Source organism: Gallintestinimicrobium sp. (genome assembly GCF_046968865.1).
Lineage (GTDB): Bacteria > Bacillota > Clostridia > Lachnospirales > Lachnospiraceae > Gallintestinimicrobium > Gallintestinimicrobium propionicum.
This window is the reverse complement of record NZ_JBKVPW010000011.1, coordinates 14,298-28,861: the sequence shown is the minus strand read 5'-3', so window position 1 is coordinate 28,861 and position 14,564 is coordinate 14,298. Positions and strand designations below refer to the sequence as shown.

Below are 14,564 nucleotides of genomic sequence, written 5' to 3'. Positions count from 1 at the left end.
TATTCTATTGGTTGCGGCATCAGAATACCCGCACAACGCATTTCTCAGAATGCAAATACCAGTGCGCCATATGCAGGCAGGTCAAAGGTGATCCGGTACGGCTTGTAGTCGCTGGGCTCTGCAGTTGCTGTATAATCGGTTTTCAGTTCTTCTCCGCTGCCGCCAAAGCGTTTTTCCGCGCTGTTTAACACCAGCTTATATTTCTTCTTTTCCGGTACCCCAACGCAGTAATCCTTACGCTCTACCGGCGTCATATTCAATACAAAAAGCAATCTCTTTGTCTTTTCTCCACTGGTTTTACGAATAAAGCTGTAAGTGCTGCGATCTGCATCATCCGCATTGATCCACTCAAAACCGTCCCAGCTGTTGTCGATCTCATACATACAGGGATATTTTCGATAAAGCTTTAAAAGCTCTGCCACGTAATCCTGCAGTCCTTGATTCAGCTCATTTTGCAGCAGGAACCAGTCCAGCTCACGGGCCTCACTCCATTCGCGCTCCTGTCCGAACTCCTGTCCCATGAACAAAAGCTTTTTGCCGGAATGTCCGAGCATATAAGTATAGCCGACGCGCAGGTTTGCGTACTTGTCCACCTTGTAGCCGGGCATTTTGTTGACCATCGAGCATTTCAGATGTACGACCTCATCGTGAGACAGAGGTAAAATATAGTCCTCCGCATCGTTATAAGACATCGCAAAGGTCAGCGCATGATGATCATTCTTCCTGAAATAAGGATCCAACTTCATATATTCACAGAAATCGTGCATCCAGCCCATATTCCACTTAAACGTAAATCCAAGGCTGTCACTGCCGATTTTTCCGGTCACGTTTGGCCACGCCGTAGACTCTTCTGCGATCGTCATGATACCCGGATAAGTTCCACGGATCACGGAATTGAAATGCTTGAAAAATTCGATCGCGTCCAGGTTTGTATTGCCGCCGTAACGGTTCTGTACCCATTCGCCGTCTTTTCTGCCATAATCCAGATACAACATAGAGGCAACCGCATCCACACGCAGTCCGTCTACATGGAATTCCTTAATCCAGTACAGGGCATTTGTGATCAGGAAGCCCTTAACCTCGCTCTTGGCATAGTTGAATACTTTAGTTCCCCACTCAGGATGCTCGCCCATTCTGGGATCGGGATATTCAAACAGCGCCTCACCGTCAAAATCTGCCAGACCGTGGGCATCCTTGGGAAAATGGGCGGGTACCCAGTCCAAAATGACACCAATCTTATTGCGGTGCAGCTTATTGACCAGATATGCAAAATCCTCCGGCGTTCCGTAACGGGAAGTCGGTGCATAATAGCCGGTTACCTGATAGCCCCAGGAGCCGTCAAACGGATGCTCTGCGATTCCCATCAGCTCGATGTGGGTATATTTCAGTTTTTTCAGATATTCTACGATACGATCCGCAAATTCTCTGTAATTATAAAATCCATCCTCCGTTTCCGGATGCTTCATCCAGGAACCAATGTGACACTCATAAATTGCAACCGGCGCTTTTTCCGGATCCTGCGCGCTTCTTTCTTCAATCCACTTGCTGTCCGACCATTTAAAATTGGTAATATCTGTCGTAACAGAAGCAGTTCCCGGACGTACCTCCCCCTGGTTTGCAAACGGGTCTGCCTTGTACAGCTTTCTGCCGTCCGGCGTGATAATCAGAAATTTGTAAAGCTCTCCCAGACCAACGTCCGGAATAAACGTCTTATAAATTCCGCCGGGTCCCAGCTTTTCCATCTGGTTTGCAGTCTCATTCCAGCTGTTAAACGTTCCAATCACAAAAACGCTGGCTGCGTGCGGTGCCCAGACGGCAAAGCTCATTCCTTTCTTCCCGTCTTCTACAGACTGATGTGCGCCCAGCTTTTTGTAAATATCGTAATGCGTCCCCTGAGCAAACAGATACTGGTCGGCCTCCGAAATGTATACCGTTTCCGGCACTTTCGCCGCTTTTACTGCTTTCGCTGTCTTTGCCTTTGCCATAATAACCCCCTGTTTGGATATATTTGAAACGCTCAGATAAAGTCTTTCTCCCGCAAAATAATCATGTCATCTTCATCGTAGCGTCTCCGAAGCACAATATCTATAAAGTGTCCGATCGTCTTACGGTTTGCATGAGCAATCGCCTCATCCACGATGTCACGCACTTCCCCCACCGTAACGGCATGCGAACTGGTCTGCATATCCTCGATTCTGGTATGCAGGGCGAGCCTGCCGAGCTCGTCGATCGAATACTCCTGTGTATATGCGTACTGACAGCCGTATTTTACCAGCGTTGCGCTGTCCAGCGCCGCGATATCAAACCGCGCGGTAAAGCTTTCCATCAGTCTTCCGTTTTTCTTATATAAACGGTCGATCGCCCGTTTTTCATCCAATACAAATACAATGATGCCGGTATGTTCCTGATTCAATGCGTCTGCAAGCTTCTCACATCCCTCGTTGGAAAGCTTTCCGGCTTTCTCAATGACGAGCGCGCCGTTTGCAACCTTTTCCACAAGCGCTTTTGCATCTTTTTTATTGATCAGCTCCGCGTTCACTTTGGCAACCTTGCCGGAGAAGTTTCCGTCGGACGCCTGAATTTCGCGGATCATACATTTTGTCAGTTTCAGTGTACCGGAGCCTGGCATACCGGTAATCACAACGTTTCCAGTGTACGCAGAAAGGCTGATTTCATCCAGCGCTGCGACCAGCTGGCGCATTGCGCGTTTGGTCGGGATGAACTGGGCAAAAAGCTTGCGCTCTGCCTTTGTCATGCTGCGCACACGCTCGGCTGCCTGCTGTTGGGATACACGCTCCTGCAGTCGCTTTTCTTCGCCGGAGGCCTCCGGCTGCGCTGTAGGTGCTTCCTGACGCGGTGCTTTGGTTTCTTCTGTTGCAGGCGCTCCGATCCTTTCCGGTGCGGCCTGTTTCGCATAATGCTGTACCGGCTCTGCATCCTGCGCTTCTGTTTCTGCATTCTGCTCTGTGTAGCCCTGTGCGGCATCCGCCACCGGCGGCGCTTCCTCGATCTCTTCGAGTTCTTCCGTCTCGGTTTCTCTGGACGGATCGACAAGCGGTGCTTTTGCTGCAGTCGTCTCTACAGCAGCTCTTTCTCCTGCAGGCGCTTCCTGATTTTCAGCATTTGCAGGAGCTTTCTCGTCTTCTACCGGCAGGGATTCTTCTCTCTGCAGCTGTTCCAGCACGCCGTTTCTGGAGCTTTCATCAAAATCATCAAACAGGGAACCTGTCTGCTGGAGCATCCACTGTCTGGTTTCCTGTTTTCTCTTTTCTTCATTTTCCTTTTTCAGCCGTTCCCATTCCTTGAGCACCTCTTCGATGTTCATCTGGCCGGTCGTCTGGCGTTCTATCTTAGTGTTTCCCACAACAGCCTTCCTTTCCGGCTGTCTTTCCGGGACTGCCGCAGCCTTTTCCTGTATTTCCACGCCCTGTATGTGTTCGATTTTGTCGGTTTCCATCGGCATCCAGGGAGTCTCCACCACCGCCGGATGGATTTCCTGCATTCCGGCATCCGCAGGATCTGTCACCGCAGGAGTCTGTTCCGGCGCGGCCTGCGCCGCGAGGATGGGTGCCTCAGGCTGCGCGTTTACCGGCTCGGCAACGTAAGCGCATGCCTCGCTGGACGATGCGACAGGTAATGTCGGTTCTACGTCAGCATACACCTGCGGTGTGCTTTGTGTAGGCTGCACGCTGACGGACTCTGCCGCGTCCACTGCATCTGCCGCCAGCTTCGTCTCTTCCGTATCGAGCTGTCCCGTTGCCTGTGCGTCCCACTGGTCAGATTCTTCAAGGACACGGGAAATGTCTTCCTGATATTCCCCATTTCCATTTTCTGCAGCGTAAACGGTCTGCTGATTTTTCATCAGGTCAGGTTCTTCTTGCTCAGGAGAAGCCGTCTTTACCTCTTCCCTGTCAACCGCAAACACGTCACGCATGCTCGCGGCAAGCGCTTCCTGTAAATTGATCGTATTATATTGTCCCATATCCATCGGTTTTACATGGATATCCAGATCTGCTTTTTCTTTGCTTTCAGCAGACCGGACTGCCTGAGTCTGTTCCTGTGCAGGCGCTTCCTGCGGTTCTTCCTCTACTGCGTTTCTGCCGCCGTACTGACTGTCGTAAAGCTGCTGCTGTGCAGGCGAAAGCGGTACATACAGGCGCTTTAACTCCATCGCCTTGAGCACATATTTGCCCTCACCGAACCAGAGGATCAGCTGATCGCACTCCTCTACACACTCCGTGGCAAGTCCGACCCTGTGATACAAAAATGCCAGCTCATATGCCCACTTTTCATTATATTCGCGTTTTTTGTACTCTTTCAAAACAGCGATCCGCTCTTCCAGGCTGATATCCTGTGCCTCGTAAATTTTATACAACAGGATATACTTACTGTTATCGTTTGGCGAAAGCTGTACAAACTGCTTATAATATTCCACAGCTTCCACAACCTGGCCGGTCTTGATCGCCAGATCGCACAACGCATAGACAATCCGCCTGTTCTGCGGACTTTTTTCATTTGCCAGAAGCAGGATCTCCCTGGCGTCGTCAAATCTTCGGTTTATCTTATAAACATCGCTGATAATTCCAAGTGTGGAGGTATTACGGACCTTTTTCCAGTCGATCGTATCCGCGATCTGTGCGGACTCCTGAAAACGGCCCTTTTTGTTCAGCGTCTTGATCTCTTCAAGGCGCAGCTTATATTCGTACTTATCCAAGGTACTCACCTCATGATTTTATCTTATCGGTCAGGTATCCGCAGCTGTGTCTTCGGTACAGAATTTCAAAATATTCCGCGAACGTTCCATTTTTCCGTCTTATATTTTTTCAAAATCGGGTATATTGCCCCACTTTTTACTTTCCTAAGTTTAACATAGCGCCTATACGTTGTCAAAACAAAAGAGACCGGATTTCCACATCCGCCCTCTTTTTTTTACTCAATTTTCCACATTTTCCCCTGCATATTTTTGGTAAAATCGCTTTAAAGCTTCTTTGGGCTCCGAAAAATCTGCTCCGTCCTCCTTTTCCGGCAGCGATTCCAGCTCATCCAAACGCTCCAACATTGCCTCCACTTCCGTCGCGTTAAACTCCCCATCCTCCGCTTCCAGCGTATACCATTGCAGCTTTTTCTGCAGAATACGTTTTTCTTCCAGTGAATTCTTCTTTTCAGACACGTTTCTGTCCTCCTTCTTTGTTGCCCGTCATACGTTGCGAACAGCTATCCTTCCAAAATCATCCCCGGATTCTTCATACCCCTGCCTGTCAGATTACTCCTCCATACAGCTTTTTAATTTTTGTCTCATTCGGAACAGCTTGACTTTTGTGTTGCTTTCCGATATTCCAATCTTTTCCCCAATCTCCGCGCAGGAAAATCCGTTTTCATAATAAAACTTCCAGATCAAAAGCTCCTGCATGGAAAAAATCTGCTCCAGAAAGGCGTTCCATTCTGCCTGTACATAATATCCTTCCTGACCGGAATCCGGCCTTCGGGCAGCTTTTTCTTCCTGCCCTGAGCCTTCTGTCTGTATTTTTCCTTGCTGCTCATACCATTTTTTCAATTTATTTTTAGCTGTCAGCAGCAAAAAACCTTTCTGATTCGGATGTCTGCGCACCTCCTGCCATTTCTGATATGCAACCAGAAACACCTCCTGTGTCACATCCTCTGCTGCCGCCAGATCTTTTTCAATCATATGACGGACATATCGGTATACAAGCCAATAACAGTTTGTATACAGTTCTTCAAAGTTATCAAACGAATTTTTCTCCCCACTCATCATGGTCCCCCTTTGTCTCGAAACAGTCGGTCTTCAGTACAGGCGTGAAATACTTCTAAGTACCTCCTCCAGGGCCTGCTCCTTTTCTCTGGGACAACCATCAAAAATTTCATCATAAACCTTGTCTGTCAGGATTTCTCCGGTCAGAAGATAGGTAGGTTCAAGGTTCATCTTTTCATAAACGGTCAGAATCCGCGGAATTGTCAGTTTGCGGTTTCCACGCTCAATCTCCCCATAATAGGTGGTTGATACTCCAAGAAGCTCTGCTGCCTGTTCCTGCGTCAGGCCCATTATCCTGCGTTGCTTTCGGAGCCGTTCACCAATTTTGACATAAACATCCTTCTCCATGATGTCCACCTCCAGAATTTAGTCTGATATTCTTATCATACCTTCTGACTGCACAGATGAAGAGAAACTAACTGTTTGTATTTTCCAGTATTTTACAATCAGTTAGTTTGTATTTTGTCAAGATTTTACAAACTATTTGTATAGATATCGAAATGGAAAGATAAAAAGCTCGTCTTGCCGTAAAATTTATTCGTTCTGCTTTTTAAACATATCCGGGCATAAACTTTAAAAAGGACAGTCAGGCTCTTTATTGCGCCTGCTGCCCTTTTATCTTCGTCTGATATTTTGAATCGCCGCTTTTCTGCCGCTTTTCTCAGGAAAATCATTCTTCCTCATCGTCTACATCCGCCGCTACTGCCGATGTCACAGAGGAAACAACCGCCACAATTACTGCAAAAAGAATGATCAGCAGTCCGCCTGCCAAAAGAAAAAATGTTCCGTCCATCTTCCGTCTGTCCTCCTTTTCCTGCCTGTAAAACAATGGGATGCACGCTCTGCGAGCATTCTATTGTCATGAATTATGATGTCTGAGTCAAAAGCCCCGGCCTTAAAGCCTGCTTCACAGAGTTCTCCACCGCTGTGTCTAAACTGTTATCAGTTTACCACAAAATCAGCTTTGTGACAATCATGATGTCAGAATCACAGGTTTCGAAAACAACCTGTGGCACACAATAAAATCTTTATAGCCAAAGGTCACGGTTCAACCTGAAATTCTGCGGTCAGCTCGGTCTGGCGGCTGTTTTCGTCGTCAAAAATCCGGCATTCTTTTTTCAAACGATACTGCCCTGCCTCCAGCCGGATACCATCAGCAGCCAAATCCAGTGTTCCTTCTTTGGTTTCTCCTGCGACCGCCTGACTGCTTTCTTTTTGTGTTTCTAAATCTGCGTCGGAATTTTCAACGATTTCCCAACCGTTTTCTGTAAAACGTTCCAGCGTATAATCTGTTCCCCAGCCGACGATTTCTGTGTCGCTTTCATTGACAATCCGCCAGGTAATTTTTCCGGAGTTTGCCGTTGCAACCTCAAGATAAATTTCTGCGAAACAGGTCTCTGCGTTGTTGGCCATACGTCCCTGTACCGCATTCTGGTCGGCTGCCGCCCCCTGATTTTCGTCCGCATCCGGAGCAACAGCCGCTGCATCTTCTGCCTGCAGTGCAATTCCATCCTCCGCACTCAGCCCTTCCATATCATAGGCCGCCATCTCCGGTCCGGGTTCTTCCGAATGCAACCGCCACTGTGCAATTCCGGCTGCGCCAATGCAGATAACGAGAGCAGCTGCTGCCGCCACTGTGCGCCGCTGCCGGTAAAAAAACGATTTTCCTTTTTTGGGCATCGCCGCTTTATTTTCATCCGAAGTCCCTACGCTTTCCTGATACATCGGTTCCAGCGCCTCCGCAATATATCGCTCATCGATCTGTCCGATGGCGTCGAAAAGCTTTTCATTCTTTTTCACAGTGCAATCCCCTCCTTTTCCAGATGCATTTTCAGCTTCGCCCGCATCCGAAACAGCTGCGACTTTACCTTGCCCTCGCTGATATTCAAATTGCCTGCCAGCTCCTTAACCGGCTCTGCCCAGAAATACCGCCGGACAAATATTTTCCGGCTTTCGGCGTCCAGTGTTTCCAGAAAACGATTGATCGCTGCGGCGGTTTCCCTGCCCTCGATCTCGTCCTCTACACTTTTGCCGGATGGAATACATTCTTCCAGTTCGTCCAAAAGCGCCTGCGTCTCGCCGCTTCCGCGCTTTTGGGCATGCCCTGCCCGATATTTACTGATCGAAAGGTTTCTCACTATTTTCCCCAGAAATCCCGCCAGAAATTCCGGTTTCCCGGGGGGAATCGCGTTCCAGGTATGCAGCCAGGTATCGTTGACGCATTCCTCGCTGTCCTCTTTATCGTTTAAAATCCGGAAAGAAATGCTGCGGCAATAGCTGCCGTATTTTCTGTCCGTTTCCGAAATTGCTTCTTCCTTTCGTGCCCAGTAAAGGGCGATGATTTTATCGTCCTCCATTGTTCCTCTCCTCTTCCGCGACTGCGGCCTGCTTTTTTGCTGAATCAATTATGCTGCCTGCAGGGGTTCCGATCGTGTAAACCACGCGGGGTCGCAATTCTGCATTTCCCGGCGCAATGTACGTTCCTACTCCTTATAAACGCAGAATTTTCCTCCGGCGTTTCCCTGTTCAGCCACTTTTTGAATCTGTTTTTCTAAAAAAGAATGTGCCTTGGCACATTCTTGCGCCGAGGCGCGGTTGCTTTAGCAACCATCTACCCTTGCGCCGAGTGCGCATCCTTCCATTCCGCTGCAGTGCGATCCGCGCGGAGCGTTTTTATTTCATAGGACGCATTTTCCTATGAAACAATAGAATGCACGCTTTGCGAGCATTCTATTGTCATGAATAAAATTTTAGGAGAGCCATGTGACTCTCCTAATTTTCGTTCTGGCACGCTCAGATCAGTTTTGACGAAACCAGAAAAATAAACCACGCGATACATCCGATGATTCCGATCAGGGATACCAAAATCATGATCCCGGCGCGTTTTTTACGAAACGCGCGGATCAGTCCTGCAAGCAGCAGCACAATGGATGCCGCTGCAAGCGCGATAAAGAACCATACAAACAAAAATCCGTACAATCCCACCTGATCAATCGCAAGCACAATAAACGTCACAAGCATGATGAATTCCACGATATGCCAGAGCAGTCTTATTTCCTGTCCGCGTTCCTGGCGGACGCCCTGCCGGTATTCTTTTTTCTCCTGGCGGCGCTGCAGCTTCGCAGCGAGCGATTCCTCCTTCTGGCGTGCCTTCTGCGCTTCTGCCTCGGCTTTTTCCCGTGCTTTCTGTGCGGCAGCTTCAGCCTTTTGCGCTGCAGCGGCTTCTTTTTTCTGACGCCGCAGTTCTTTGCCAGAAAGCGGTTTGTCAGGCTGCAGCGGCACCACGGCTGATGACTGCGCATCAGCTGCCTGATCGCCTGTGGGTTCTGCAGAATTCTCTACGTTATTCTTCTCTTCTTCCATCCTCCGGATTCCTCCCCGCTTTTTCTTCCGCGATTTTTTCCAGCGTCTTTTCTACTGCCAGCCTCTGAATTTCCTCCAAAATCGGAAAGCCCTTGACGCTTTCCGCTGCATAGGTCTGCTGCAGCTCATATTCCAGCGGCAACCAGGTGCTGATGTTGCTTTCGTTATGGGCGATCACAGCTTCCAGCTTATCCAGCGCTTTGTAAACTTTCGCTTCCTCTGTCTTAAGCGCATTCATCTCTGCAAAAAGCACTTTCGCCTCTTCACCGGTTTTGCCCGGAAGCATCGAAAGCAGTCCATCCACGGCTTTTCGCTCCACGCTGCGATCCTGTTCCTTTTTTTCAAATGCAGGGATATCGCCCGTTACCGCTTCTCCGAGATCGTGCAGCAGACACATATGGATTACCTTTTCCATATCGACGTCCGGCAATTCCTCTTTCAACAGCCACGCCATCAGAGAAACTCTCCAGCAATGTCCCGCGACCGTTTCCCGCACGCCTTCCGGTGTAATGCAATGCCGCGGCACCGATTTTAACTTTCCGGCTTTTTCCAAAAACTCAATCAGCCATTCTGCCTGTGGTCGTTCCATACTGTTTCCACCTTTTCTTCAGTTTACATAATACTGTGACCGTGCGTCGTATTACCGTCAGTATAGCGCCATTTCCCGGTTTCGTAAAGCTGGGAAATGAGTTGACAGGAAGGATAAACGCACCATAAGATAGAATAAAATAGTCGCGCCTTTCTAATAAAACTTCAGGAACTGATTCTTTAAGGAGAACCTCTTATGAATTATGAAGGAATTTTGGAATTTCACGGAACCTGGCGCAGCTACCAGGCGCGGGTTCTGCAAAATGTCAGCCGCTATCTGTCCGACGACAAAATCCACATCGTCGCCGCGCCCGGTTCCGGCAAAACGACCCTCGGCATCGAACTGATCAAACGCCTGAATGCGAACACGCTCATTTTGGCACCCTCCATCACGATTCGGGAACAGTGGGCAGCAAGGATTCAGGAAGCCTTTTTATGCGACGGATACGCACTGGAGGATTACGTCTCCCTGAGCCTGAAGCAGCCGAAGGCCATTACGGTCGCAACCTATCAGGCGCTTCACAGTGCAATGACCCGTTTTTGCGGCACGGAAACGCCCGGCGAGGATACCGCCCCGACCGACAGCGAAGAAGTCGATTATTCTGACTTTGACTTAGTTCGAACCATGAAAAATGCCAACATCGAACTGCTTTGCCTCGACGAATGCCATCATCTTCGCAGCGAATGGTGGAAATCCCTCGAAGCCTTCCAATCGCAGCTTTCTTCCCTGAGAACCATTTCCCTGACCGCTACCCCGCCCTATGATTCCACGCCTGCGATGTGGACGCGCTACATGAATATGTGCGGAGATATCGACGAGGAAATCACGATTCCGGAGCTGGTAAAAGAGGGAAGTCTCTGCCCGCATCAGGATTATGTCTATTTCAATTATCCGACCACAGCGGAAACAAAAGAAATTCAAAATTTTGAAGAGCGCAGCAGTCAGATGCTGCAAAGCCTGATGCAGGATTCCCAGCTGCTCACTGTGATTGAAACACACAAAGGTTTAAACGGTCAGATTTCGGATGACCTTCTTCTCGATGACCCGGAATATCTCGAGGCAATTTTGATTTATCTGCAGAGCAAAAATACAGCATTCCCTGCACGTCTGCAACGGCTGCTCGGGGCAAAAAAACTGCCCTCCATGGACGTAAAATGGATGGAACGGCTTTTGCAGGGCTTTTTATACGATGACACCGATTCCTATCTATGTGATAAGGTTTACCGGGAAATGCTGATCGACCAGCTAAAATCCCAGGGTCTGATCGAAAAGAAAAAAGTCATCCTGACCAAAAGTGCAGCAGTCGAAAAGCTGCTGACCAATTCCCTCGGCAAAGCCAACAGCATCCGGGATATTGTATTTTCGGAGTACGATTCGATGGGCAGCTCCCTGCGCCTTTTGATTCTGACCGATTATATCCGAAAAGAATATGAAAAAGCAATCGGCAATCCCGAAGCGACGATCGCGTCCCTCGGCGTTCTTCCCTTTTTTGAAATGCTCCGCAGGGAAAATGAAAAAAAGCATAAAACAATCCGGTTAGGCGTTCTGTGCGGAAGCGTCGTCATCATACCTGCAGAAGCAAAAGAAGCGCTGCTGCAGCAGACCGACGCAAAAATCAAACTCACGTTTTCTGCCATCGGCAGCCTTTCGGAAAACGACTACTTAAAAGTGACCGCCACAGGGGACGCGCACGCCCTCACTGCAGCCGTTACTGCCATTTTTGCACAGGGCGCAATGCAGGTTCTGATCGGCACGAAATCCCTGCTCGGAGAAGGCTGGGATTCTCCCTGCATCAATTCCCTGATTCTGGCAAGCTTTGTCGGCTCCTTTATGCTCAGCAACCAGATGCGCGGCCGCGCCATCCGCGTCTGGAAAGAAGACCCGAACAAGACGAGCAATATCTGGCATCTCGTCTGCCTAAAGCCCCGGAAAGAAGTACAGCAAAACCCGGAGGACACAATCAGCGAGGACTACACGCTGCTCTGTCGACGCATGGAGCAGTTTCTCGGACTGCATTATACGGAAGATACGATCGAAAACGGCATCGACCGCCTTTCCATCATCCGCTCTCCTTTTACTAAAAGCAACGCAGCTTCCATGAATCGGAAAATGCTCGCCCTTTCCCAAAAACGCAGCGAGCTAAAAGACCGCTGGATGCGTTCTCTCGCCGTGTACGACAAAATGGAAGTTGTCAATACCAATGAAATTCCGGATAAATATGTGACCTCTGTCCTGTTCTGGGATGCGCTCCGGGCGCTGCTTCTGACCTCTGCCCTGCTTTTGGTCGGCCTGATTTTCGCTCTGGGAACCGGTTTTGCTTCGCGTTCCGCAGTCTCCGGCGTCATCGGATTTTTTATGGCTCTGTATGCAGGCGGCGTCCTGATCGCAGCCTTTCCAAAGCTTTTCATGCTCGGAAGCCCGCTGCGCCGCCTCAAAGCATTCGGAAATGGCATTTTGAAAGCATTGGAGACACAAAACCTTTTAGAAGAGCCGCACTGCAAAGTCGTATCTGGTACTTCTGGTTCTGATCATCATGTTATTTTTCTTTCTGGAGGAAGCGGACGCGATAAGGCCTTATTCGCGCAGTGTGTCAACGATTTTTTCGATGCGGTCGATAACCAGCGCTACCTTCTGGTAAGTCCCAAACGCTTCCGCGGGCTGAACGGATTTTACGTCGTCCCGGAATGTTTTTCCAAGCGCAAGGAGGACGCGCAGCTTTTCGCTAAATGTATGAAGCCGTATATCGGAGCCTATGATGTTGTGTATACAAGAAACGAAAAAGGACGCGCCATTTTATTGGAAGGAAAAATCAAAGCGTTTGCAAACCGTGAAGAACGCTGCATCCGCCGGAAAAAGATGAACGGATGATTCTGCAGGGAATCTGAAATGTTTTTTTTACCATACAAGAAAGGCTGTCTCCTTGCGGCTTTTCGGGGCGCATGTTACAATATTACCATTAATGAACGCAGAAAATACAGGAACCTGTGGGTTCCAAAAAGGAGGAACTGCAAATCCCATGATTTCATCAGATCAAATTGCAAAAAACTATGATATTGCCGGCGTCCGCAAGGCCAACCTTCCCGGTCTGCACATGCTGCTGCTTGGCTTCTTCGCCGGCATGTTTATCGCACTGGCAGGTGCCGCAGCATCTGTTGCTTCCGCAGACATCACCAATCCGTCCGCAGCCCGGATCGTATCCGCCCTCGTTTTCCCGGCAGGACTTGCGATGGTTATCTGCAACGGCAGTGAGCTGTTCACCGGTAACTGCCTTATGGTCATTTCCCTGCTCGACCATAAGATCACCTTTAAGGCACTTATGAAAAACTACCTGTTTGTTTATCTCGGCAACCTGATCGGTTCTCTGTTTGTGTCCGTTCTGTTCGTATACGGACATATTCCCGGGCTGTATGACGGACTGCTCGCACAAAACATGGTAAATACCGCTGTCACAAAGGTTTCCCTGAGCTTTTCCGAGGTCTTTTTCCGCGGTATCCTGTGTAACGTTATGGTCTGCGTAGCTGTCTGGATGGGCATGAGCGCAACCCACGTTTCCGGCAAAATTCTCGCCGTATACCCTCCGATCTCCGCATTCGTTCTCTGCGGCTTCGAGCACTGCGTTGCAAACATGTTCTACATTCCCGCAGGTATGATGGCCGCATCTGCATACGGCATCGCTGCAGAGGGCTTAAATATCGGAACCTTTATCCTCAACAATCTGATCCCTGCCACCATCGGTAATATCTTCGGCGGTGTCATCGTTGTCGGCTTCCTGTACTGGTATCTGTTCCTTCGCGAGAAAAACTAAGCTCCCTTTTCTGAACAATTTTCTTAAAAAAGAATCCTGCTCTGCAGGATTCTCCGCCTGCGGCGGGTCGCGTAAGCGACATTCTACCATTCCGCCGCAGTGCGATCCTTGCGGAGCGTTTTTCTTTCATAGGACGCATTTTCCTATGAAAGAAAAAAAGCCATGACAGAATCATCATCGTGACTCTGCCATGGCTTTTTTTAATTCATTGAGTATTCCCGCCGCACCGTAATATTCACTCCCTTTCCTTGATTAAACTCCAGATTCCAATACCTGCTCCCAGTGCGATCACAAATGTCTGTAAAGTTCCTACTGCGCTCTGAAAAAATGCCATAATAAAATTCCTCCTGATCTTTCATGATTTCCGGCTGTTCATTTTTGTCGGATTTTGTTGTTTTTGGCATAAGAAAAGACCGGTCAGTAAGTAGTTCACCGGTCGGCCTTATGCCCTGTTCTATATTTACTTTTTCTTGATACATTTTGCTATAATCTTTTCCATATCCTCATAGTCACACAGAAAAGACTTCTGGCTGGCTAATAACATTTCTTCTTCCGATACTCTGTCAAAATAGATTAAATATCCGTTTTTCAATGCCAGAGAACGAATAAATTCTCGCTGACTGCGTCCGTTTCCTTCTCTAAACGGATGCAGCGCATTTATTTCAGAAAAATAATACGCAAGCCGCTTAATAAACATATCCTCATCCAGTCCTGCTAAATAATGCTCTTCCTTAAGTCCGGAAAAAATCACATCAGCCTGACTTGAAATAAATCTGACATTACAAAACATATTTCCTTTCGCAATGTCTACGGTTCTTACTTTTCCTGCCCAGTCATACACATCCTGGAAAATATAAGCATGAATAGCCTGCAAATGCTTGAAATCAAATTTACCATTTATTGGTTTGTCCAGCAGTTCCAGCAATCTAAGCATTGTCAACTTCCGTTCAAATATATGAAACTTATCAAGATCCCTTATATCAAGCTTATTGATCAGTACATCTGTATCAGGATAACAATATTTTGTATCCGGCATA

Annotated in this window: 14 protein-coding genes; 2 read left to right on the top strand and 12 right to left on the bottom strand. The window is 48.5% G+C overall.

The genetic code is table 11. The annotated features are described in order from the left end of the window. Nucleotides 1-44: 44 nt before the first annotated feature. The 10 genes from glgB to ACLTOQ_RS10525 all read right to left on the bottom strand — a co-directional run bounded on the left by glgB (nucleotide 45) and on the right by ACLTOQ_RS10525 (nucleotide 9,722). Nucleotides 45-1,985, bottom strand: a complete 1,941-nt coding sequence (gene glgB / locus ACLTOQ_RS10570) for a 1,4-alpha-glucan branching protein GlgB (RefSeq protein ID WP_117962515.1) — start codon at nucleotides 1,983-1,985, stop codon at nucleotides 45-47. 32 nt (nucleotides 1,986-2,017) lie between these two features. Continuing rightward, complete coding sequence (locus ACLTOQ_RS10565) at nucleotides 2,018-4,714, bottom strand: hypothetical protein (RefSeq protein WP_262587137.1); 2,697 nt, start codon at nucleotides 4,712-4,714, stop codon at nucleotides 2,018-2,020. Between the two features lie 219 nt (nucleotides 4,715-4,933). After that, complete coding sequence (locus ACLTOQ_RS10560; protein WP_262587135.1) at nucleotides 4,934-5,170, bottom strand: hypothetical protein; 237 nt, start codon at nucleotides 5,168-5,170, stop codon at nucleotides 4,934-4,936. 93 nt (nucleotides 5,171-5,263) lie between these two features. Then, on the bottom strand, nucleotides 5,264-5,770 hold the full coding sequence (locus ACLTOQ_RS10555) for an RNA polymerase sigma factor (RefSeq protein WP_308728261.1): 507 nt from the start codon (nucleotides 5,768-5,770) through the stop codon (nucleotides 5,264-5,266). Between the two features lie 33 nt (nucleotides 5,771-5,803). Continuing rightward, nucleotides 5,804-6,118, bottom strand: coding sequence for a helix-turn-helix domain-containing protein (locus tag ACLTOQ_RS10550; RefSeq protein WP_021915069.1), 315 nt, complete (start codon nucleotides 6,116-6,118; stop codon nucleotides 5,804-5,806). Between the two features lie 322 nt (nucleotides 6,119-6,440). Continuing rightward, the gene (locus ACLTOQ_RS10545; RefSeq protein WP_021915070.1) at nucleotides 6,441-6,563 is read right to left on the bottom strand and encodes a hypothetical protein; all 123 of its coding nucleotides are present in this window, start codon (nucleotides 6,561-6,563) and stop codon (nucleotides 6,441-6,443) included. Nucleotides 6,564-6,811: 248 nt separating this feature from the next. Beyond that, a complete protein-coding gene (locus tag ACLTOQ_RS10540) occupies nucleotides 6,812-7,570 on the bottom strand; it encodes an immunoglobulin-like domain-containing protein (RefSeq protein WP_412319372.1) in 759 nt (252 codons plus the stop codon). Continuing rightward, on the bottom strand, nucleotides 7,567-8,127 hold the full coding sequence (locus ACLTOQ_RS10535) for an RNA polymerase sigma factor (protein ID WP_021915072.1): 561 nt from the start codon (nucleotides 8,125-8,127) through the stop codon (nucleotides 7,567-7,569). Before ACLTOQ_RS10535 ends, ACLTOQ_RS10540 begins: the two co-directional genes overlap by 4 nt. Before the next feature lie 436 nt (nucleotides 8,128-8,563). Next, a complete protein-coding gene (locus ACLTOQ_RS10530; protein ID WP_412319371.1) occupies nucleotides 8,564-9,133 on the bottom strand; it encodes a hypothetical protein in 570 nt (189 codons plus the stop codon). Then, nucleotides 9,114-9,722 (bottom strand): HD domain-containing protein, encoded by a 609-nt coding sequence (locus ACLTOQ_RS10525; RefSeq protein ID WP_412319370.1) that lies wholly within the window; start codon nucleotides 9,720-9,722, stop codon nucleotides 9,114-9,116. The genes ACLTOQ_RS10530 and ACLTOQ_RS10525 overlap by 20 nt, the downstream gene beginning before the upstream one ends. A 195-nt stretch (nucleotides 9,723-9,917) precedes the next feature. Between ACLTOQ_RS10525 and ACLTOQ_RS10520 the strand changes: the two genes are divergently transcribed. Both ACLTOQ_RS10520 and ACLTOQ_RS10515 read left to right on the top strand, forming a co-directional pair. Continuing rightward, the gene (locus tag ACLTOQ_RS10520) at nucleotides 9,918-12,590 is read left to right on the top strand and encodes a DEAD/DEAH box helicase family protein (protein WP_412319369.1); all 2,673 of its coding nucleotides are present in this window, start codon (nucleotides 9,918-9,920) and stop codon (nucleotides 12,588-12,590) included. A 148-nt stretch (nucleotides 12,591-12,738) separates the two neighbouring features. Then, nucleotides 12,739-13,527: a formate/nitrite transporter family protein gene (locus ACLTOQ_RS10515; RefSeq protein ID WP_337673020.1), complete on the top strand. Its 789-nt coding sequence runs from the start codon at nucleotides 12,739-12,741 to the stop codon at nucleotides 13,525-13,527. A 235-nt stretch (nucleotides 13,528-13,762) separates the two neighbouring features. Here ACLTOQ_RS10515 and ACLTOQ_RS10510 read toward each other — a convergent pair whose 3' ends face one another. Then, nucleotides 13,763-13,861, bottom strand: a complete 99-nt coding sequence (locus tag ACLTOQ_RS10510) for a Maff2 family mobile element protein (protein WP_021915078.1) — start codon at nucleotides 13,859-13,861, stop codon at nucleotides 13,763-13,765. 126 nt (nucleotides 13,862-13,987) lie between these two features. Beyond that, the gene (locus tag ACLTOQ_RS10505; RefSeq protein ID WP_337560970.1) at nucleotides 13,988-14,563 is read right to left on the bottom strand and encodes a Fic/DOC family protein; all 576 of its coding nucleotides are present in this window, start codon (nucleotides 14,561-14,563) and stop codon (nucleotides 13,988-13,990) included. Nucleotide 14,564: the final 1 nt, after the last annotated feature.